The sequence below is a fragment of the Corynebacterium pseudokroppenstedtii genome, assembly GCF_019754945.1.
Taxonomy (GTDB): Bacteria; Actinomycetota; Actinomycetes; order Mycobacteriales; family Mycobacteriaceae; genus Corynebacterium; species Corynebacterium pseudokroppenstedtii.
This window is the reverse complement of sequence record NZ_JAEUWU010000005.1, coordinates 139972-162071: the sequence shown is the minus strand read 5'-3', so window position 1 is coordinate 162071 and position 22100 is coordinate 139972. Positions and strand designations below refer to the sequence as shown.

General features: G+C 59.4%; 18 protein-coding genes. 7 read left to right on the top strand and 11 right to left on the bottom strand.

Annotated features, from left to right (window positions below):
* Positions 1-160: 160 nt before the first annotated feature.
* A complete protein-coding gene (locus JMN36_RS09605) occupies positions 161-2377 on the top strand; it encodes an NADP-dependent isocitrate dehydrogenase (RefSeq protein ID WP_204087418.1) in 2217 nt (738 codons plus the stop codon).
* A gap of 120 nt (positions 2378-2497) precedes the next feature.
* Here the strand turns inward: JMN36_RS09605 and aspA are convergent, their stop codons facing one another.
* From aspA to JMN36_RS09590, 3 genes are all read right to left on the bottom strand, one after another.
* On the bottom strand, positions 2498-3988 hold the full coding sequence (gene aspA, locus JMN36_RS09600; RefSeq protein ID WP_236881898.1) for an aspartate ammonia-lyase: 1491 nt from the start codon (positions 3986-3988) through the stop codon (positions 2498-2500).
* 740 nt (positions 3989-4728) lie between these two features.
* Positions 4729-5073 (bottom strand): hypothetical protein, encoded by a 345-nt coding sequence (locus JMN36_RS09595; protein WP_221924332.1) that lies wholly within the window; start codon positions 5071-5073, stop codon positions 4729-4731.
* A 60-nt stretch (positions 5074-5133) separates the two neighbouring features.
* Entirely contained in the window at positions 5134-5529 is a 396-nt protein-coding gene (locus JMN36_RS09590) for a hypothetical protein (RefSeq protein ID WP_204087421.1), read from the bottom strand.
* A 1474-nt stretch (positions 5530-7003) separates the two neighbouring features.
* Between JMN36_RS09590 and JMN36_RS09585 the strand changes: the two genes are divergently transcribed.
* Positions 7004-8320: an O-acetylhomoserine/O-acetylserine sulfhydrylase gene (locus JMN36_RS09585; protein WP_046202686.1), complete on the top strand. Its 1317-nt coding sequence runs from the start codon at positions 7004-7006 to the stop codon at positions 8318-8320.
* Positions 8321-8449: 129 nt separating this feature from the next.
* Positions 8450-9745, top strand: a complete 1296-nt coding sequence (gene metX, locus JMN36_RS09580) for a homoserine O-acetyltransferase MetX (protein WP_412728552.1) — start codon at positions 8450-8452, stop codon at positions 9743-9745.
* A 507-nt stretch (positions 9746-10252) separates the two neighbouring features.
* Here metX and JMN36_RS11040 read toward each other — a convergent pair.
* Both JMN36_RS11040 and JMN36_RS09570 read right to left on the bottom strand, forming a co-directional pair.
* On the bottom strand, positions 10253-11107 hold the full coding sequence (locus JMN36_RS11040; protein ID WP_221924330.1) for a YsnF/AvaK domain-containing protein: 855 nt from the start codon (positions 11105-11107) through the stop codon (positions 10253-10255).
* 361 nt (positions 11108-11468) lie between these two features.
* Positions 11469-12209, bottom strand: a complete 741-nt coding sequence (locus tag JMN36_RS09570) for a metal-dependent transcriptional regulator (protein WP_221924329.1) — start codon at positions 12207-12209, stop codon at positions 11469-11471.
* Positions 12210-12565: 356 nt separating this feature from the next.
* Here JMN36_RS09570 and JMN36_RS09565 point away from each other — a divergent pair, with 356 nt between their 5' ends.
* Genes JMN36_RS09565 through JMN36_RS09555 form a run of 3 tightly spaced genes read left to right on the top strand, consistent with a single transcriptional unit; the run spans position 12566 to position 15167 of the window.
* A complete protein-coding gene (locus tag JMN36_RS09565; protein WP_221924328.1) occupies positions 12566-13546 on the top strand; it encodes a metal ABC transporter substrate-binding protein in 981 nt (326 codons plus the stop codon).
* Entirely contained in the window at positions 13546-14277 is a 732-nt protein-coding gene (locus JMN36_RS09560; RefSeq protein ID WP_221924327.1) for a metal ABC transporter ATP-binding protein, read from the top strand. Before JMN36_RS09565 ends, JMN36_RS09560 begins: the two co-directional genes overlap by 1 nt.
* Positions 14274-15167: a metal ABC transporter permease gene (locus JMN36_RS09555; protein ID WP_221924326.1), complete on the top strand. Its 894-nt coding sequence runs from the start codon at positions 14274-14276 to the stop codon at positions 15165-15167. Before JMN36_RS09560 ends, JMN36_RS09555 begins: the two co-directional genes overlap by 4 nt.
* A 6-nt stretch (positions 15168-15173) precedes the next feature.
* Here the strand turns inward: JMN36_RS09555 and JMN36_RS09550 are convergent, their stop codons facing one another.
* Positions 15174-16541 carry a glutaminase gene (locus JMN36_RS09550; protein ID WP_221924325.1) on the bottom strand — a complete coding sequence of 456 codons (1368 nt, stop codon included), beginning with the start codon at positions 16539-16541 and terminating at the stop codon, positions 15174-15176.
* Between the two features lie 26 nt (positions 16542-16567).
* Positions 16568-17119, bottom strand: coding sequence for a GNAT family N-acetyltransferase (locus tag JMN36_RS09545; RefSeq protein ID WP_204087429.1), 552 nt, complete (start codon positions 17117-17119; stop codon positions 16568-16570).
* A gap of 150 nt (positions 17120-17269) precedes the next feature.
* Between JMN36_RS09545 and JMN36_RS09540 the strand changes: the two genes are divergently transcribed.
* Positions 17270-18886, top strand: coding sequence for a cellulase family glycosylhydrolase (locus JMN36_RS09540; protein ID WP_236883102.1), 1617 nt, complete (start codon positions 17270-17272; stop codon positions 18884-18886).
* A gap of 21 nt (positions 18887-18907) precedes the next feature.
* Here the strand turns inward: JMN36_RS09540 and JMN36_RS09535 are convergent, their stop codons facing one another.
* The 4 genes from JMN36_RS09535 to JMN36_RS09520 form a co-directional block, all read right to left on the bottom strand.
* Positions 18908-19300, bottom strand: a complete 393-nt coding sequence (locus JMN36_RS09535; RefSeq protein WP_204087430.1) for a DUF3017 domain-containing protein — start codon at positions 19298-19300, stop codon at positions 18908-18910.
* On the bottom strand, positions 19300-20154 hold the full coding sequence (locus JMN36_RS09530) for a bifunctional methylenetetrahydrofolate dehydrogenase/methenyltetrahydrofolate cyclohydrolase (RefSeq protein WP_204087431.1): 855 nt from the start codon (positions 20152-20154) through the stop codon (positions 19300-19302). Before JMN36_RS09530 ends, JMN36_RS09535 begins: the two co-directional genes overlap by 1 nt.
* A gap of 88 nt (positions 20155-20242) precedes the next feature.
* Positions 20243-20629, bottom strand: a complete 387-nt coding sequence (locus JMN36_RS09525; RefSeq protein ID WP_204087432.1) for a DUF1304 domain-containing protein — start codon at positions 20627-20629, stop codon at positions 20243-20245.
* 151 nt (positions 20630-20780) lie between these two features.
* Complete coding sequence (locus JMN36_RS09520) at positions 20781-21989, bottom strand: acyl-CoA dehydrogenase family protein (protein ID WP_204087433.1); 1209 nt, start codon at positions 21987-21989, stop codon at positions 20781-20783.
* Positions 21990-22100: the final 111 nt, after the last annotated feature.

Here is a 22100-nt window from a genome sequence, read left to right as displayed (position 1 = left end):
CACTGCCCGAATCCGCAAATCAACGCTGTATATGCACATCATATGCAGATCGCAACATCTGCACACCGTCGGCAGTGCTAGAACCCGGACACCGGCCTCGGAACGCACAGCACGCATAATCCTGAACAATATTTAGCGAGTAAGGGAGTTTTGCCCCACCATGGGAACAATTATCTACACCCGTACCGATGAAGCGCCTTTGATGGCAACGTATTCGTTGAAGCCAGTGGTGGAAGCGTTTGCGTCAACCGCCGGTGTCGACGTCGAAACCCGGGATATTTCATTGGCGGCGCGCACGTTGGCGGCGTTCAATGATGTGCTGCCGGAGAACCAGCGGGTCAACGATGCGCTGGCCGAACTGGGTGCGCTGGCAAAGACCCCGGACGCAAATATTGTGAAGCTACCGAACATTTCGGCGTCGGTACCCCAGTTGAAGGCAACGATTAAGGAGCTTCAGGCTGCGGGATACGATCTTCCGGATTACCCCGAGGAACCGTCGACGGACGAGGAACGCGATGCCCGCGCCCGCTACGACTCAGTCAAGGGCTCTGCTGTTAACCCCGTTTTGCGTGAGGGCAACTCGGACCGCCGCGCGCCGAAGGCCGTGAAGAATTTCGCCCGCAAGCACCCGCACACGATGGGTGAATGGAGCAAGGACTCCAAGACCAATGTGTCGACGATGGAGTCGGAGGATTTCCGTCACAACGAGCAGTCGGTGGTTCTTGAGAACGACGACGAGCTGCGGATTCAGCTTGTCGCCCCGAATGGTGAAACCACTGTTCTTAAGGAGTCCCTCCCCGTTCTCAAGGGCGAGATTGTCGACGGCACTGTGCTCAGCGCGAAGGCGCTGGATACGTTCCTCCGCGCCCAGGTCAGCCGCGCGAAAGCAGAGGGCGTGCTGTTCTCTGTCCACCTGAAGGCAACCATGATGAAAGTGTCGGATCCCGTGATCTTCGGCCACGTGGTTCGCGCCTACTTCCACGACGTGTTCGACAAGTACGGCGAGGAACTGCTGGCCGCCGGGCTCAATGGCGAAAACGGTTTAGGCGCCATTCTCGAGGGCCTGTCGGATCTCGACAATGGGGCCGAGATTAAGGACGCCTTCGACCAGGCCCTGAAGGACAACGCTGCTCTGGCGATGGTGAACTCCCACAAGGGCATCACGAACCTCCACGTCCCGTCGGACGTCATTATCGACGCCTCCATGCCCGCGATGATCCGCACCTCGGGCCACATGTGGAACGCCGATGACAAAGAGCAAGACACCTTGGCGGTCATTCCGGATTCGTCATATGCCGGTGTTTACCAGGCAGTTATCGACGACTGCCGCGAGAATGGCGCTTTCGATCCGACGACGATGGGCACCGTGCCGAACGTCGGGCTCATGGCTCAGAAGGCGGAAGAATACGGTTCGCACGACAAAACCTTCGTGATGCCGACCGACGGCAAAGTGCAGGTCGTCGACAAGTCCGGCACCGTACTCATGGAACACGACGTCGAGGCCAACGACATTTGGCGCGCCTGCCAGACGAAGGACATCCCGGTGCGCAACTGGGTCGGCCTGGCTGTTGAACGCGCACGCCTGTCGGGAATGCCGGCCGTGTTCTGGCTCGACCCGGAGCGCGCGCACGACAACAACGTGCGTGCCAAGGTCGAGGAATACCTGAAGGACGAGGACACCGACGGCCTGGACATCCAGATCATGGATCCCGTCGCCGCCACGAAGTACTCGATCGACCGCATCCGCAAGGGCGAGGACACCATCTCTGTCACCGGCAACGTGCTGCGTGACTACCTCACCGACCTCTTCCCCATCATGGAGCTGGGCACGTCGGCGAAGATGCTGTCTGTGGTTCCGCTGATCGCTGGTGGCGGGCTCTTCGAAACCGGTGCGGGCGGATCCGCACCGAAGCACGTGCAGCAGCTGCAGGAGGAGAACCACCTGCGTTGGGATTCGCTGGGTGAGTTCCTTGCTCTGGCGGAGTCGTTCCGCTTCTTTGCCCGTAAGGACGGGAACGATCGCGCCGGGATCCTTGCCGATGCACTGGATAAAGCCACCGAGAGTGTGCTGGAAGAGGGGCATTCTCCGTCGCGTAAGGTCAACGAGATCGACAACCGCGGCTCGCACTTCTACCTCGCGTTGGGGTGGGCGAAGGCTTTGGCTCAGCAGACCGACGATGCCGATTTAGCTGCGGCATTCAAGCCGATTGCCGACGCTCTCGACGAGAAGAAGGATCAGATCGCGGAAGAGCTGCTCTCTGTGCAGGGCTCCAGGGTCGACTTGGGCGGCTACTACTGGCCGTCGGATGACAAGGTGAACGCGGTGATGCGGCCGTCGAAGACGTTCAACACGATCATCGACGATTTGCACCAGTAGGGGTTTACCTGCGTTGGGGATGACCTGCGCCAGTAGGTTTCGGTGAGTAGGGCGGGGACTTAGTGTGTCCCCGCCTTCAGCGCATCGTCAGTTTTTGGCGCACCTATGTCGAGCGGGCCGTCAGTCTTCCTCGTCCCCGTTGTATAGCTTTCCGTGGAAGCTGGGGTTCAAGAGGTTGTGATGGCTGAGGACGTCGTCAAGGGTGTCCTTATCCAGCAGGCCTTTCTCCAGGACGAGGTCGCGCACGGATCGGCCCGTCCGAGCCGCTTCTTTACCAATCACATCGCCCCAGTGGTGGCCGATCAGCGGGTTCAGATAGGTGATAATGCCGATCGAATTGTCGACATAACGGCGGCAAACGTCCTCGTTAGCGGTGATTCCGATGACGCAGCGGGTGCGCAGCGTCGTGCAGGCTCGCACGAGGAACCGCACAGATTCGAACGCGCATTGCGCGATCACCGGTTCCATCACGTTCAACTGCAATTGTCCGGCTTCCGCGGCCATCGCGACGGTGACGTCGTTTCCAAAGACTTTGAAACAAATTTGATTAACGACTTCCGGAATAACCGGGTTAACTTTCGCCGGCATAATCGAGGAACCCGCCTGGCGCTCCGGGAGATTAATTTCGTTTAACCCGGCGCGCGGCCCCGACGACAGAAGACGCAAATCATTGCAAATCTTCGATAGTTTCATTGCCAGACGTTTCACGGCCGAATGCGCGTTGACGTACGCGCCCGTGTCGCTGGTTGCCTCGATGAGGTCGCGTGCGGGCTTAATGTCCAGGCCCGATACCGCGCTCAGTGCGCGGATGACCGCCGCTTGATACCCCGCGGGGGTGTTCAGGCCGGTGCCGATGGCCGTCGCGCCCATGTTCATTTCACGTAGTTGGCTTTGGGCGCGTTCCAGCTGGCTGCGCTCTTCCGCCAAGTTGTTTCCAAACGCGCGGAATTCTTGTCCTAACGACATGGGAACGGCATCTTGTAATTGCGTCCTCCCCATTTTCATGACGTCGTTGAATTCATTTCCCTTGGCCAAGAATGCGCGTTCCAGAGCGTCGACATGGTTTGCCAATTGTTCAATCGCGAAGTGCAAACCTAAGCGAAAACCGGTTGGGTAAGCGTCATTCGTCGATTGGGACATATTGACGTCGTCATTTGGATTGATAACGTCGTAATTGCCCTTCGGCTCCCCCAGATATTCGAGCGCGAAATTCGCAATGACCTCATTCGTATTCATATTCACCGAAGTGCCCGCGCCGCCCTGGAACACGTCGATAGGAAACTGATCCATCCCCCGGTGCTTGTCGAGAATCTGATCGCAAGCCCAAATAATCGCCTCCGCCTTTTTGGCTGGTAGCGCGTGGACTTCGCGGTTCGCGATGGCGGCGGCTTTCTTGACCATCACCATGCCGCGGATGAGCTCCGGAACGTGATTGATGTTCGTCCGCGAAATCTGGAAATTCTCGACCGCGCGCAGCGTGTGCACACCGTAGTAGGCGTCGGCGGGAACCTGTAGAGTGCCTAGAAGGTCGGTTTCCTCACGAAAACTCTGCGCACTCTTCGCCCGTTGGGAGTGCGTTTCCGCCGACGTAATAATGTCCGTCGAGGTCATGACGACCCCGATTCTTTCCGACGACGACCCCGGCGCGGCTACCGGGACGTCCCAGGCTTCCGACGAGGGGGTGGGGTGGTCGGCGGAGTCCGAGGAGGTCGCCGTCGGAGATACCTCGTTTTGTTGATCAGTTGGTTCGTTGCCCTGGTTGTCGGAGGGGCGGGATGCGGATTGCTCGGACACGGTAAACCTCGATCTGTCATCGGTGTAACAACATGCTGCATGGGTGGGCAGCGCGTTGACCTGGCTTATTCCCCCCTCGATGCGGAAGCTCTCCCCCGAGTGCCGACAATCCATTCGCGCACCCTCACATTACTGATCAGTTACTGATCACTTGCGTGAGTGCCATCAGGCTACCTTTGCCTCGAGCGAATGTTCACTTGAGACACGTCGAGGATGATCTACCTCAACGACGGGTTATTACCCCACTTTGTAGCAGGGTGTTTATTTCATCCCCACGGTTGGAGGGGCCGATGCCTCAGCCCCGCGAGTAGTAGGGCCGGCATCATAAACAAGTTCCCGCCGACATAAGGCCACTTCATCGACGCCTTTTCCTAGCGGGGTACCATCTTGTTTCACTGCCTTGCCAGCGGGAACTCGCTCTGCAACCAAGAATAGTCGCTCCCCACAGCTCGCGGGAAGAGATATTTGATTCCGAGCCCAAACGGGGGTGGATGGCTCTCATCACGAATTTCGAGCGTAGCGTTTCCCTGGCGCGCGCTCTGGCGTCGGAGGTCAAATCACAGGTACGCCGCCCCCACCGACCTCCGATTGATCTCCGCCCGAATCGACCCCAGCAGCGCCCGCGGGTCCAGCACATCCCCCGCAGTCACACGCCGCCCCCACCACCCCTGGTCCTGCATCACCGCCCACACGCGGCTATCGCGATCCCGCTGCCCACGCCATAAATGCTGGTCACCGCCGTAAAACAACGCGATCTTCAGCCCCGGATCGCCGACATCAACATACGTCACAAGCTGCCCGCCCTCGTCGATCCGAATCTGCGTAACAACCGTCGGCAATACTAACGACGCCAGTAGTCGCAATGCCGTCTCCGGTGGCGAATCCGCACCCACATCGGACAACGACGCAATCGTGCGCCGAGCCTCCTGGCGGAAACGCAGCGGGACCTCGCTGGTCAGGGCCTACGCGGGATCCACATCGAGGAACCCCCGGCAACGTCGGCAACTTGAACCGCCCTCACGAGCCCCGAAGGCAACCCAGGAATAGGCGGAGTCGGCCACCACACAGCCCCCGCGGAACGCCGAAGCCACGGCAGTCACCAGCGTGAGCTTCGGAGTCAGAAGGCGCAGGCCCGGCGTGATGTCGTCGATAAGGACCGTCTCGATCGACGCAGAATCGATGCCGGCCGACACATCGAGGCCAATTGACGAGACCTGGAGCGGAGTCCTCGCGCGCCTGCGCTCGGCCCGAACCACAAACGTGTCCGCCTCGTCGACAAAGTAGCGGCACCCATACATAGCGAGCGCGGACATCGACGCCGCAACCCATTCGGGGTGCGTGAGCCAATGGGCGCGCATCCGGGTTATCGCATCGTGCCGATACCGGATCGACGGACGGAGGCGGCGCGAACCCCGGTCGTACACCTCTTCATCTGCGGGGACATTGTGGTGATAAGGGGTAAGAGCGGGGAGTTCTCCGGCAGATTGACGACGTTAGAACGCTCGGGAATGCATAACTCGAGGAGCTCGGCCCGCTGCGCAGCCAAGTGGCGGGATGCACTGGGCGCGAGGTGAGGAGGTGGATATGCGTACCGGTGTGGATACGTATAGGGCTGGTACGAAGATGCATACGGTGCGTATATGCTTCGTGACCTGCATCGTTCTGGTGACGTCTCGGATATTCGTGGCGGCCGAAGTAAAACGCGAGCTTGGGGTAGTTCCTCTCGGTACGCTTGATTCCACCGGCCGATATGCTTCCGTCGGCTAGCTGTGTGACGGAATTGCACTTGCTCCCAACGTGTTGCGATCCTCGTGGAATAACGGCAAACCTGGTCACCGGATCGCACAGCCGCGATGTCCTCTCTGCAGAGAACCCCTGTTTGCGCAGGTCAGTACACAGGATGGGGACTATCGCCGGGAAAATACTTCTACCCCTGACGACACGGTTTACTTCCACGATTCCCCCTCAGGTCGTTATTTCGTTTGTCATTTCCTGGCGTGCGAGGCTTACGACTTTTGAAACACGAACGCAAGGCCTAAAACACGAGTTCACCGAGTAGAGCCCGTATCGCGTGCAACTTTTTCAGTCTCCGCACCGGATACGCATGAGAATAGGACGAGGATCGCGCCTGCAACCGTCGTTATCGGATGTCATGCCAAGTCCGCTGTCGATAAATACGCACCTGTGGATAGTTCACGCTTGGCATGTCCGGAGGCGGGAGGATAAAGCCACTACCTGATCGAATACGCTGGTTTTCAAGAATTGATCCGGCAGGAAACGGGGTCCCCGAGAAATCTTGTTGAGAAGTGCACTGAAAACTGCGGGGGGGATATGCGGTCCAAATAAAAGTGCGGGGGTATATGGGCGAAAAATCGCCAAAAATTGACCATATTCCCCCGCAGTTTTCACAACCGACCCCTATATGCCACCGCAGTTTTCCAGCGAGCGGGCGCAAAGCCCGTGCGACAACATCGCGTGGGCCGCAGACATACAGGCATGAGCATCCCCACTGCAAGATTCACATCCCACCGACCGTGGACTAAAAAAGTCGGACAGCACATAACCTACATACCGCTTAGTCTAGTTTTTTTCATAGCTCTGCGCTGGACATATAGACACAAAATAGACAGAGCGGTTTGCACTAGACCGAGCGGTCCATTAATCTCGTCTTACGAGTTCAAAAGAGCTCATCGTCAGGCAACGACCGCATCATTTTTCACACGCGGTTATGCCACCCCGGGAAGCCGGCGGTTATACAAGCCCAACAGCGTGAAACCCGCCGGCAACAAAACCACCACACAAACCCAACACAAAGAATTACGAGGAAACACCATGACCACCAAGTACGACAACAGCAACGCCGACCAGTGGGGCTTCGAGACCCGCGCCATCCACGCCGGCCAGCCCGTGGATAGTGAGACAAGCTCACGAAACCTCCCGATTTACCTCACGTCGTCGTACGTTTTCGACTCCGCCGAGCACGCCAAGCAGCGCTTCGGCCTGGAGGACGAGGGCCCGATTTACTCGCGCCTGACAAATCCGACGGTGGCCGCCGTCGAAAATAGGTTGGCTTCCCTTGAGGGTGGAACGCATGCGGTGCTCTTCGCATCCGGCCAGGCGGCGGAGACGGCGGCGTTCCTGAATATCGCGAGGTCAGGGTCGCATATTGTGTCGTCGCCGCGCTTGTATGGCGGCACGGAGACGCTGTTGGCGCACACGTTCCGTCGGCTCGGGATTGAGGTCACGTTCGTGGAGGACCCGGATGATCCGCAGTCGTGGGACGCGGCCGCGAAGGACAACACGGTGGCGTTTTATGGCGAGACGTTCGCCAACCCGCAGGCCGATATCCTGGACATTCCGGCCATCGCGGAGGTCGCTCATAAGCATTCCGTACCGTTGATTGTCGACAATACTGTGGCGACGGCGGCTGCCGTTCGTCCTTTGGAGCTCGGTGCCGACGTTGTTGTGGCGTCGTTGACGAAGTTTTACACCGGCAACGGATCCGGGCTTGGTGGTGTGTTGATCGACGGCGGAAAGTTCGATTGGACGGTGGAGCGCGACGGCAAGCCGCTGTTCCCCGATTTTGTCGAGCCGGATCCCGCCTACCACGGGTTGAAGTACGCGGACCTGGGGAATGTGGCGTTCGGGTTGAAGGCTCGCGCGGGGTTGCTCCGCGATACGGGCGCGACGCCCTCGCCGTTTAACGCGTGGGTCACGGCCCAAGGGTTGGATACCTTATCTCTGCGCATCGCAAAGCATAACGAAAATGCGCAGAAAGTCGCTGAATATCTGGAAAGCAATCCGAAGGTCACGAAGGTTAACTTCCCTGGGCTGAAGAGTTCGCCATGGTATTCGGTCAAGGAGAAGCTGGGGCTGAAGTACCCAGGCTCGGTGTTCTCATTCGACATCGATGGCGGGCGCGACACGGCGTGGAAGTTCATCGATGCCCTGAAGCTGCACTCGGACCTGGCCAATGTTGGCGACGTGCGGTCGCTGGTCGTCCACCCTGCCTCGACCACGCACTCCCAGTCCGATGAGCCGGCGCTGCGGGCGGCGGGAATCAACGAGTCGACCATCCGACTCTCTGTCGGCATCGAGGACATCGACGACATCATCAACGACCTCAAGCAGGCCTTTGAACAGGTTTAATCTTCTAGGCTAATTTCCTTTGGGGTTAATTTTCTCCAGGTTAATCTTCTTGCCGACGAGGGGCTGGCCGCGCAACGATGGCCGGCCCTTTGGCCGTGTTTCGTACGCCCGTGTGTTGTGCGGGGTGGAATGTGGGGCGCGCCAGACAATAAGGAGGTGTCGGCCGTGGCCGAACAGGTATCGCTTCCGCCCAATGGGCAGTATGTCGACGTGCCTTTCTCACCGGCCGACGACCCATGGGTGACGGAGGCTGGTGTGCCACTACCTGGCGCGTCGCTCCGCATATACGCGTTTTACACGACCCAGGGCAACGCCACACCGGACATAACACCAGACGACGTCGTGCCCGACACCACCGCTGCAGCCGACGCCCCCCGCCTAAAACCGGACGCCACTTCTATTCCCCCAAGCCCTCTCGACCGCCCGATAATCCTCATCGAGCACGCTCTCACAGGCGATGGCAACGCCGCCGAATGGTGGCAAGGGCTCATCGGCCCAGGTCTCGGCTTCGACACAGACCGCTACCTCATCCTTTGCGCGAATGTCCTTGGAGGCTGCGATGGCAGCACGGGCCCGTCGTCGATAAGCCCTGATGGTTCGCCGTGGGGGTCGCGCTTCCCGGCCCTGTCCATGCGGGACATGGTCGACGCCGAACACTGCGCGCTGGAGCAACTCGGCATCCGCCGCCTCCACGCAGTCGTCGGCGCATCGATGGGCGGGGCGCGGGCCCTGGAATGGTGCATCATGTTCCGCGACGTGGTCGCGTCGGCACTGGTTATCGCGGTTTCCGCCCGAGCGAGCGCGTGGCAAATCGGCATTCAATCTGCACAAATCCGGTTTATCGAGGCCGACCCCGATTGGCAGGGCGGCAACTATTACGGCACCGGACGCGCGCCCACCCACGGGATCGGCCAGGCGCGTCGCATTGCACACCTCACTTATCGGGGCGAGCTCGAGCTCGACGAGCGATTCGGCGCCGATCCTCAGCGCGACGAGGACCCGTACGGCCCCTATCGATCCCGTGACCAGCGCTTTTCCATCGAAAGCTACCTAGATTCGCAGGCCTCCAAGCTCGCCGCGCGGTTCGACGCCGGGAGCTACGTGATCCTCACCGACGCGCTCAACCGTCACGACATCGGACGCGGGCGCGGCGGAATGAACGCTGTCCTCGGCGAATGCACCGTCCCGATCATGGTTGCCGGCGTCGACTCCGACATCCTTTACCCGTTTCACCAGCAAGAACACCTGTCGCGCAACCTCGGCAACTTCATTGGGCTGTCAAAAATTACGTCGCCGACCGGGCACGACGGCTTCCTCACCGAAACACTCCAAACCCGGCGGATCGTCGAAAAGTTCCTTACCAAGATTGCCGACGACGGGGGCCGCGGTGAGATTCGCGATGGCGAGGACCGCTGGGAACCGTGATGTGAATCGCGATGACAACCGTGGGGAACGGGAAAAGGGAAAACTTAGCGAGGTATTTCTAGAGGCCTCTGCGCCTGAGCTCGAAAACTGCTGGGGGATATGCAGCCCAAATAAAAGTGCGGGGGTATATGGGCGAAAAATCGCCAAAAATTGGCCATATACCCCCACAGTTTTCACAACCGACCCCGATACGCCCCCGGCGTTTTCCAGCGTGCGTGCACAAATCCCGCAAACTCCCCGCAGAAGCCACACACGCAGATCAGAAGCCCCCGCGCACGGGCCAGATGGGAGCTTCGCGCAGCCAAGCGCGGTCCCGGCCCCCAAACACCACCGCAAAGCAGAGTTAAAAACCCTCAGACGCCACAAACGGCGCGCCTACCACGCTGGTAAGCGCGCCGTTTGTCTAACTATGAAGGAGAACTAATCCTCCGAGTGCCACAAACTTATGGCCCTTGAGACCTTATGAGCTCATGGGCTCATAGTTCGCGGACTAATAGCCCACTTGGACTACTTCTTGCCGTCCTTGGTATCGTCCTGGAACTCGACGCGTTCCTTCTTGAGGTCCTCGGAAACCTTCTGCTTCTCGGTGACGGTCTCCTTGTTCAGGTTGACCTTCTCTACCGGCACGGTTTCCTTGTCAACGTTGACCTGCTCTTCGTGGAGCACAACGTCGGCGTTCTCTTCGCCAATGCGGGTGTTGCCCAGCTTCTTGGCTTCCTCCGGCGAGAGCTTCTCGCGCTCGACCTTCACCTCTTCGCGGCTGACCGGAACCTCGACGGTTTCGGTGTCCTCGACGACGTACTTGCGCAGTCGAGCACGGCCGGAGGCAACCTTCTCCTTGTTAACGTTGAGCTGCTCTTCGGAACGGATCACGGAGCCGTCGCCGGAGGTAGCAGGCTTCTTGCCAGTGTCGGCGGAGGTCTTCGCAGTTTCCTCGCGACGACCCGTCGTACCAGCAGCGGTTCCAGCGGCAGCGCCGGTGCCTGCAGCAGTACCAGCCTGAGCAGCGTTTCCGCGGTCAGAGGCCTGAGTCTGTGCGGAATCCTGCGTCGTCAAGCCGTAGTGCTTGTACAGGCGCTCTTCTTCCTCGGGCTCCAGACCTTCGTCGGTGTCGGAGATGTTCGGAGCGTCCGAAATCTCATCCTTGGTGTGAGCAACATGGAGTTCCTCGTTGTTCAGCTTGGCGCCAGCCAGCGGGACGAGGGAACTATTGCGACCAAACAGTCCGGTGTTCACGGCTACGAACGTCGGCTCACCGCTATTGCTGTCGACGAAAAGCTGGCCAACTTTGCCAACCTTGTCGCCATTCTTGTCGAAAGCGGTGGACTCGAGCACGGCCTGAATGAACTTCTGATCAGCCACGTAAATCTCCTTTACTGATAGTTACGCAATATATCTAATAAAACTGTTAAAACAACGCAGCGGGCGCGCTACAAAGGGCTTAACCGAGATGGGAAGCACCCTCAATAACGAGCACGTCAATCTACGTTAGGTTGCCTGAACGCTTTCGCGTACCAAGCACAACTCACATTAGTTGGCTTATCTCAGCTCCGCTACCATATCGCAGCAAAAAGGGGCATTTTTGCTACTTGTTTGGCTTCTAAACCAGCCTTATAAGTCTTCTACCAGGTGTTATAAGGACTACATAACGATCAAGTAACAATTAACGGATTTACCTGAAACCTCAAACGATTACTTACCGACGGGGGCTGCGCCCCATCACCTATTTCACCCGAATGTCCCTTGCCGATGCTGCGCTGATGCTTGCTATGCCAGCCCCATTTTCGGTACCCTCCGGCGCGGACGTGTTCGCTGCGTCGGAACCACCCGCGTCGGTACCACCCTCCCCTTCAGCCACCAGCTGAATGTTCATCATCGCGCCATACGGGCGTGGCAGGACGGCGACATTGACCCCCGGCACGATCCCCTTCGTCGCTAAGTAACGCAAAAGACCCGAGTCGCGGTCAGCAATGCGCACAATCCGCACAACGTCCCCTTCCTGCGTGGTATCCAACGGCAAGCCAGGATCGGTCTCAGCGACATTGCCCTCCTTATCTGGGATGGGATCGCCATGTGGATCGCGGGTGGGATTGCCCATGAGAGCCGCGATGCGCTCGACAAACGTATCCGACACGGCATGCTCAAGGTGCTCGGCCTCGTCGTGAACTTCATCCCAGCTATAGCCGACGCACTCGCACAGGTACATCTCCAACAATCGGTGCCGACGAACCATTTGCAAAGCCAACGGTCGGCCGGTTGGGGACAGCTCGATGGGTTTATACGCCTCGTGAACGATGAGTCCCTGCTGCACCAGCCGCTTCAACGCCTCTGACACCGTCGACGCTTTCTGCCCTAGGACTTCGCCGATCCGCGTCGATGTGACCGGGCCCGCGTTCCACTCGCCCAGGTCATAGATCACCTTGAGGTAGTCCTGGGTGCGGTCCGGCAGATCAGAAACGTGCATGCCCTTCATCGTATTAGGTGACCAGTACATCAAGCTAGGGGCCGCCACACGGAGCTATCACGCTAGGGCCATCCAATCTCTAGGGCAACCACGCTGGAGCGGCGGGATAGGGGTCGTCACAACGGGTTCCTTGACACACTCGATGGGTGGACATAAGGTTCCCCCCAGTTTGAAAATACATTGCATTGAACTTTTATAATGAGCGTGATGAATTTTTTATTCAGGGGGTTGGTATCTCAGGGCGACACCTTCGGCTAAACCCCTGATAAACAGACATATCCACCGCACCCCCGCTTTTCGACAACCAACAACTGCAACCAACAACCAACAAGTGACAACCGAACGTAAGGATTCACATGGCTCCCTCACTCGCCCCTTCCTCCCCGACGCATAATCCGGGCTCACGATTCACCGCATCCAGACACAGACGTCGACGCGCAAGAATCCTCCCGGCCATCGCGACCGCGCTCGCCGTCGGACTCACCGCCAGCGGCTGCAGCGCACTCTCCGACGATGACAACGGGAAGAAAGACGTCTTGGCAACATTCACGGTTCTCGCCGACATCGCCCGGAACGTGGCCGGCGACCACGTCAACGTCAACTCCCTCACCAAGCCCGGCACCGAAATCCACGGCTACGACCCCACCCCGTCGGACCTCAAATCGGCAGCAAAAGCGGACCTCATCATCTCCAACGGTCTCGGGCTCGAGCACTGGCTGGACAAGCTCACCAGCAATTCCGACGCCAAACGCGTCGTCGCCACGGATGGGATTGAGCCGCTCCCGATCACCGACGGTGAAGCCAGCGGCGAAGACAACCCTCACGCGTGGATGAGCCCCACCAACGTGAAGAAGTACGCGACCACCATTGCGAAGGCGCTCGGGGACATCGATCCCGACCACAAAGACGATTACAACGACAACGCGAAAAAATACTCCGCCAAGCTGGACACCATCGGCAACGACCTCCGCGCGGACCTCGAAACCGTTCCCCAGGACAAACGCGCGCTCGTGACCTGCGAGGGAGCGTTCTCCTACCTGGCCAAAGATGCGGGTCTCACGGAGCACTACATCTGGCCCGTCAACGCAGAAACCGAAGCCACTCCTCAACGCATGAAGGAGACCGAGGAGTTCGTGCGCGAACACCAGGTCCCCGCTGTGTTCTGCGAATCCACCGTGGACTCCGGCCCCCGCGAACAAATCGTCCGCGCCACCGGAGCAAAAGACGGCGGCATCCTCTACGTCGACTCGCTGTCCGACCAAGACGGCCCCGTCCCCACCTACCTGGATCTCATCCGGTACGACGCCGACACCATCAGCAAAGGACTCACCAGCTAATGCAGGCCGAAACACCGCGAAAACCCCTGGTCAGCGTCGATAATCTCGGAGTAACCTACACGCACAACTCCGGGGAACCCGTGGCCGCACTGCGCGACGTGACCGCGTCGTTCTTCCCCGGAACCATGACCGCGATCATCGGGGCGAACGGCGCCGGCAAATCGACGCTATTCAACGCCATCACCGGCCAACTACGCCCCACCACCGGCACCCTGACCGTGGACGGCCGCATCACCTACATGCCGCAAACCGAGGCCGTGAACTGGGATTTCCCCATGACGGTGCGCGACGTTGTCCTCACCGCATTCCGGCACCCCACTCGCGACGACAAAACCACTGCCGACGAGGCGCTGGCCAGTGTGGGAATGACCGCCTACGCCAGCCGGTCCATCCGGCAACTCTCCGGAGGGCAGAAGAAGCGCGTTTTCATCGCTCGTGCACTCGCCACCCAGGCGCCGATCCTCATCTTGGACGAGCCCTTCGCCGGCGTTGATCAGGACACCGAAGAAGTCTTGTTCCGAGTCCTGACCGCCCGGCGCGATCGCGGCGCGCTCATCCTACTTTCGACGCACCACCTCGGCACGCTTCGCTCGATGGATCGGATCGTTGTCCTGCAAAAAACAATTATTAGCGACGGGGCTCCCGACGACACCCTCTTCGCCGCCTCGCCCAGCGTTCTGTTGGGGACCGCCCTAATGGAGGATATGAGGAAGGACGGCGACGCAGAATGAACCCCTTTGCGTTAACCGGCGCGTTCCCTGGCGCACCGATCCACGCATCGGTCGCAACGGCGTTTATCGAACCATTCACCTACAGCTTTATGCAGCGCGCTGTCATCGTCACGTCTGTGACGGCACTGTGCACCGGACTTCTCTCCGCCTGGATAATCCTGCTCGGGTGGTCGCTCTTAGGTGACGCGATCTCGCACGCGGTCCTCCCCGGCGTCGTTATTTCTTATATCCTTGGCATCCCGTTCTCCATTGGCGCGCTGGTCGCCGCACTGCTCACCGTCGGCCTCATCGGAACCATCCGCGGGAAAACGAACCTCAAGGACGACACCGCCATCGGCATCGTCTTCACCACATTCTTCGCGTTCGGCCTGGTGCTCATCTCCATGACGCCGTCGACAACCGATCTGCACTCCATCCTTTTCGGAAATCTCCTGGGTGTGCGGCAATCCGCCCTCATCCAAGTTGTGGTCATCGCGTTGCTAGCGTCGGCACTTGTCCTGATCAAGCGGCGGGACATTACCCTCTGGAGTTTCGACGCGATCAACGCCCGGTCGCTCGGCATCAATCCCACACTCATGCGCGGATTCATGCTGACCATGCTCGCGCTCGTCATTGTGGCGTCGATGCAGGCAGTGGGCGTGATCCTTGTTGTCGCCATGCTGATCACACCCGGCGCGATCAGCCTTCTCATTTTCGCGCGCATGCGCAGCACCCTCATTTGGACGCCGGTCATTAGCTGGGTGACGGCCATGAGCGGCCTGCTAATCAGCTACTGGACCGACGTGTCCAGCGGAGGCATGATCGTCGTCGTGCAGGGCTGCACATTCATGGTCGTATTTGCGACGAAACACTGGGCATCACGTGTGCGGCACCGGAGTCATCAGGCCTGACGTCCGCTATTTCTTCTTCCCTTTCTTAACGGACTTACCCTTCTTCCCTTTCTTACGCTTCTCAGGCTGGTGAGCCCTGAGCTCCGCGCGATCCTGGACAACAATGACCTGCCCACCATCACCAGGATCGGGCTTCGGAATAACATCGGCCGGATCGATCAGATACACGCGCTTACCGTCCAAAGTTAAACGACGCGCCACCTCGAGAATCATGCGCCGCGCGACTCCATCCAATGCGTGAACATCGGTCAGGTCCAGGGCCACAGCCGGCTCTTTAATCGTCGTGCTAGAGAACTCGCGGACGATCTTCTCCGCACCCGCGAAACGCAAACTCCCCTGGATCGAATAGACCTTGATCTTTTGCGGCTTCACCCCCTGCGCCTTCTCGTTGTCAGTCAGGTCCTGGACGAGCACCGTCGTGTTGCGAATCACCGTCTGCACCGAAGGCGGAACCTCCATGAGGTGGATCCCCATGTCCCGGGACATCCGCTCGAACAGACGGACACCACGCACACTGTTGCCATGTTCGTCCAGCCGAGGGGAAAACGTCGCCACCCCAATCTGGCCAGGCAATGCGCCGATCAAACCACCTGCGACGCCCGACTTGGCGGGGATGCCGACCTGGGTCACCCAGTCGCCCGCGGCGTCATACATCCCGCACGTCGTCATGACGCTCAACACCTGGCGGACCACGCGACCCGACACGACCTTCTCGCCGGTGATCGGGTTGATTCCCTTGTTCGCCAAGGTCGCAGCCATGATCGCCAGGTCCCGCGTCGATACCAGAAGAGAGCAGGACCGCGTGTAGCCCTCCACGATCACGCGCGGATCCTGGGGAAATATGTCGTAGCTGCGGAGCATGTGGGCGATGGACAAGTTCCGGTGAGCGTGGTCCAGCTCCGAGCCGCACACCCGCTCATCGACCTGCAGCCGACGGCCAGCGAAGGCCGACAGCCCGTCGATGATCCGCTGCAGGCGCTGCCCCTGGGTCCAATCGTCACCGCCCACCAACGAATGCGTCGTCAGCGCGCCCGCATTAATCATCGGATTGAGAGGACGCCCCTCCTCATCCAGGGACACCTCGTTGAAAGCCTCACCGGACGGTTCCACGCTGACACGCTTCAACACGTCGCGAAAACCACGGTCTTCCAGAGCAAGCGCGTACACAAATGGCTTCGCGATCGACTGGATGGTGAACTCGGTCTCCGTATCGCCCGAGCCGTACACCTTGCCGTCGATCGTCGCCAAGCTCACGCCGAATCTCTCGGGGTCAACATTGGCCAGTTCCGGAATGTAGCTCGCGGGAGCACCCCGATCACCTGGGCGAACGTCCTCGAGAACCTCGTCCAAATAATCAGTGACCATGGATTTCATAGAGTTTTGCTCCGATCATTCATCGATCATTCATAGGTGTGAACCATCACCGTGTACGTACTACCCTCAGACTCCCTCGTCGTCACGTAGCGGAAACCAAGTTTCTCATACAACGCCTGGGCACGGTCATTGCCCTTCTCTACACACAAACTCACTCCCGGGCGCCCATCATCCCGCGCCTGATCCAGAGCCGCAGTTAATAAACGACGGCCAAGGCCCCCGCCGGTGTGACCTGGCGCCAGAGCGATGGCCACCTCCGGATACTTCTCCTCCACGAAACCGGTCCCCGGATCCTCCGCGGTAAACGTACGCAACCACGCCGCACCAATCGGCTCATCATCCCGAACTGCAATCACTCCGCCCTGGTCAGGGGTCCACTTGCCGACGTAGTGACCGTCCGATTCGGAAAAGTCCCGTTCCTGGGCAGCGTCCTCATCACCCCACGTCTCCGTCAAGTGATTCATGCGGATCAGGAAATCCCTATCCTCTTCCTGAGCACGCCGGATCGTCACATCCTCGTCCCCACGGGAAACCCCCGAAACGCGTGAAGCGCTTGAAACGCGTGAAGCCTCTGCCATTCTTCCTTTAACCTCCTCATAGATGAAGCGACGTGCTGGCGGGCCGACCGCCTGGGCACAATGTCCCTACCTTAACGCCAGCTCGCGAGCCCTTCCACTACCCACATTCTGGTGCACCAGACCACAATCGCGCCCAGTACGATAACAACTATGAAAACTCATTTCCCGGGCGTACTCCCCAGCCCGAGCAGCTCCCCCGCGCCACATATCCGCGCATCGTTAGCAACACGTACCCGTGGATTGGTGGCAACACATAGTCGCGCATTGTTCGCCATCATCGCAGCCACCGTGCTTGTTGCGTCGGCAATGACCTTCCTACCACGCACAGCACTCGCCGGCAGCCAACAGGAACCGGCCTCCATCACCGCCCGAGGGCACATCGGGCAAAGTGGAAAATGGTACACCGACGGCAGCGGCCGCGCGGTCCTCACCCAGGGCGTCAACATGGTGTACAAACACCCGCCCTACACCGCCGAAGCCGGTGGCTTCAACGAGGACGACGCCGACTGGCTTGCCAAGGAAGGTTTTGACTCCGTCCGCCTGGGCATCATTTGGAAAGCTGTCGAACCCGAACCGGGACAGTACGACGACACTTACCTGGACTCCATCGCGAACACTGTCACGATGCTGAGCAAACGTGGCATCATGACGTTGATTGACGCCCACCAGGACATGTACAACGAGAAGTTCGAAGGCGAATTCGCCCCCGACTGGGCAGTTATCGACGATGGCCTGCCGAGCCTGCTGAAAGTCGGCTTCCCCACTAACCAAGCGGTCAATATCGGCCTGATTCGCGCCTATGACAACTTCCTGACGAATAAGCCCGGCCCCGGGGGCGTTGGCCTGCAAGAGCGCTATGCCGCCATGTGGAAGCACGTCGCTGAGAAAATGGGTTCGCTACCAGGCATGATGGGGTACGACATCATGAATGAGCCGTGGCCCGGCAGCGCGTACCCACTGTGCTACCTCGCCCTCGGCGATTGTGGGGCGGCCACCCAGCACCTCGACGCACTCCACCAAAAGGCCGCAGATTCCATCACCGCCGCCGACCCCCAGGCAATCGTTCACTACGAGCCGTACTCCATGTGGAACATGGGCTTCAACACTCGCCCGACGGCACCGCGCGTCCCCGCATCTGCGGGAACCGCGCTCAGCTGGCACGTGTACTGCCCGACCAATGCCATCGCTGGCACGTACACCGGGTGCACCATCCCCGATGGCATCACTTTCAACAATGCCGACAAGGTATCCGCGGCTAACAACTCGGCGACGCTGCTTTCCGAATTCGGCGCGACCGACGACGCCGACACCCTGCTCGGCGTCACTAACTTGGCCCGCCAGCACCTCACCGGATGGCAATACTGGTCCTACTGCGGGTGTGACGATCCGACCACCCAAAACCAGAAGGAACAGGGAATTGTTGCTGATCCAACCGTCGGTGGACCCGTCACTGCCGACGCTGTGAACAAAGACAAACTGGCCATTGTTGCGGCACCGCACCTCCGTGCAGCTGCCGGAACGCCGACGTCGACGCACTGGGATCCAAAGGCAAAAACCTACACGGCCAGCTGGACGACGGACCGCGTGGACGGTAAAAGGACGTTCGATAAGGACATCACCAGCGAGGTTGTCGTTCCTACCGTGAACTACCCCAACGGATTCACCATCAATGTTGAAGGTGGAACGGCTGAGGTCGCTAAGGACGGCACGACGGTGCATGTCACGGCGCAGGACAAGAACGTGCGGATCACGATCACACCGAAATAGTGGTGAGATGACGCGGCCGGGTTAGCCGGCCATCGCGTCCATTGACACGGCTAAGTACAGCACCACCAGGCCCACTCCGAAACAAAAAGCGACATCAAAGCGCCGGGAACGGACGGAGAGAACGCCCAAAGCTTCCGAGTCGCACGTCGCCCGGGCGATGGCCAGCCACACCATGCTGGCCCCCATCACGAACGACCCCCGTCGCCAGTGCTCGAACGCGACAAAGAGGGCGGCGACAGACATCCCGACCACAAATAGGGCCACTACGATGCGCTGGTACACCAACGGGATGGGGGAGACGAAATCCCCGTCGTGCGGGTTCGACAGCATCGACTTCTGTGCGGTTTTTCCCCGCAGATGATTCCCCCACTTCACGTATGCGTCGGGAATGGGTGTCTTCCCAGTGCCACTCATTACGCTATCCCTGCCAAACGCTCACCGCGTTCCACCACGTTCGCCATCAGGAATGAACGCGTCATTGGCCCGACGCCCCCGGGGTTCGGGCTCACCCACGCTGCTTTATCCCACACATCGGGTGCAACATCGCCCGTCAGCTTGCCGTCGACACGAGAAACACCCACATCCAGCACGGCTGCACCGGGTTTAATCATGTCCGCGGTCAACATATGTGGTTTACCAGCCGCGGCAATAACGACGTCGGCCACGCGAGTCTCGGCCGCCACATCTTTCGTCCCCGTGTGACACAGGGTCACCGTGCTGTTCTCGCTTCGGCGGGTCAGCATCAAGCCGAGCGGTCGGCCGACGGTAATCCCCCTGCCGATGATGACGACTTTCATGCCATTGAGCTCCACACCGAAACGTCGCAACAAATGAATACAGCCATTGGGCGTACACGGCAGCGGGGCCGGCTCATTCAGCACCAGCTTCCCCAAGTTCACCGGATGCAGGCCATCGGCGTCTTTCTCCGGGTCAATCTGCTCCAACACGGCGTTTTCATCTAGGTGCTTCGGCAACGGGAGCTGGACGATATAGCCGGTGCAGGCGTCGTCGGCATTGAGCTCATCGATAACAGCAGAGAGGTCCTCCTGGGAAATATCCGACGGGAGATCCTTCCGAATGGAACGGATGCCGATCTGCTCGCAGTCCTTGTGCTTCATGCGGACGTACGCTTGGCTGCCAGGATCATCACCAACCAGCACTGTGCCTAAACCCGGCTGGTAACCCGCATCTTTTAACGCTGCGACACGACGGGTGAGATCCTCGATGATCTCCGAGCGGTACAAACGTCCATCAAGCGAAGAAGCCATGCCGACAGTATAACGAACCCGCTTATTCTCGTTTCCAGGTTCATTCTGGATTATTCGGGGATTTTTCCGCGGCGCTACAGCACTTTTGTTACGCGCAGAGTCCGATGGTGATGAGAATGACGGCAAGCAGAGGGAGTGACCCCTGCTTGACGGCTGCACTGCGGTTGTCGGGTGACCATACCCACAAAACGAGCGCCGCAGCAAGCATCGACCCCACGCCGGCGAGGGCTAAAGCACCACCGACGGCCGTCGCTCCGGCAACCAAGAAACCAAGAGCTACGAACACCTCGAGGGCGAGAAAGAGATTATAAAAACCCTGGTTAAACGCTAGTTCCTTTGTAGATACTGCTTCGTCTTCGCTCATCCCGAATACTGATCGCGCGCGAGAACCAGTCCACGCCACCGACTCTAAATAAAAGATGAAAACATGAAGGAGGGCCGCCAGAGCAGCAACAACTGCGCCTAAGAAGATCATGAGTGGATACTCTACTTAACGTCCCTAGCTAACGTGTCCGCAGACAGGGCTGTCGCCATGCACGAGTTTCGTACTACACAACAGACACACGCTGTCGATCGCACAATCCCGGCGCGGGTGAGGTGTGAGAGCGGTTAAGCCCTCGCGCCGTCTACTTCAATTCCTTAGAGCTCAGCCCCAGCTCACGGCGGGCAACAACCAACTGCTGAATCTGCTGCGTTCCCTCGAAGATGTCCAGAATCTTGGAATCGCGCCCCCACTTTTCCAGCAGCTCGCGTTCGGAGTAGCCCCACGGCCCAGCCAATTCCACAGCCTTGAGCGTGACATGAGTTCCGACGCGCCCTGCCTTCGCCTTCGCAATCGACGCTTCCTTGGTGTTTGGCTTCTTATTATCCGCCATCCACGCCGCACGCAGCGTCAACAGGTACGCAGCTTCCCAATCGCTCTCCAAATCGAGGTATTCCGCTACGGCAGCCGACTGAGCATACTTCGGCTTGTCATAATCGATGACCTCACCGGCGTCTTCCAGCACCTCACGGAGCTTTTCCAACGCGCCACGGGCACATCCGACGGCCATCGCCGCGACCAGCGGACGCGTGTTATCGAACGTCGCCATCGCACCGGCGAAGCCCTTCTTCGTGCTCACCTCCGGCGAACCCAACAGGTTCTCCTTCGGGACGCGCACGTTATCCAGGCGCAATACCGCCGTGTCCGACGCCTTAATACCCAGCTTGTGCTCCAACCGTTCCACGGTGAAGCCGTCTGCTGACTTCGGAACGACGAACGACTTAATAGCCGCCCGGCCTTTGGACTTATCCACACTCGCCCACACGACGACGTGGTCGGAGCGCTCACCGGCCGTCACGAAGATCTTTTCACCGTTAATGACGTACTCGTCGCCGTCGAGAGTCGCTGTTGTTGACACGGCAGCGGAGTCCGAGCCGAAGCCAGGCTCGGTGATAGCCATGGAAGCCCACACCTTACCGATGCGCTCCAACTGCTCATCCGTCGCGACGGCCGCGATGGCGGAGTTTCCGAGGCCCTGGTACGGGATGGACAGCGTGAGGGCCACATCGCCCCAGCACAGCTCAAGTACGTTCAGCACCGCGGCCATATTCCCGCCATTGCGGATGCCGTCGGACTTTTTCTTCTTATCTCCGCGACCACCCGACGCGCCTGCCATTCCGCGGCCAGCGTCGGCCATACCTTCCACCATGCTGGCCATGGTGTCGAGTTCGACGGGGCGCTCGTGCTCGGCGAGGTCGTACTTACGGGAAATGGGTCGGAAGATTTCGGCGGCCGCCTGATGCCCAGGGTTCGCACCCTTCTTCAAGAAGCCAGGAAGTTCTAGGTTAATCATGATTGTGTCCCTCCGGGGTCACATAAGAGCGTTCAACGCTGCGGGTTCTATTCGGTTGACAACATCGTGTTCATGTGTGCGTACATCGCGGGCCAGGTGCCAGCTCACGCC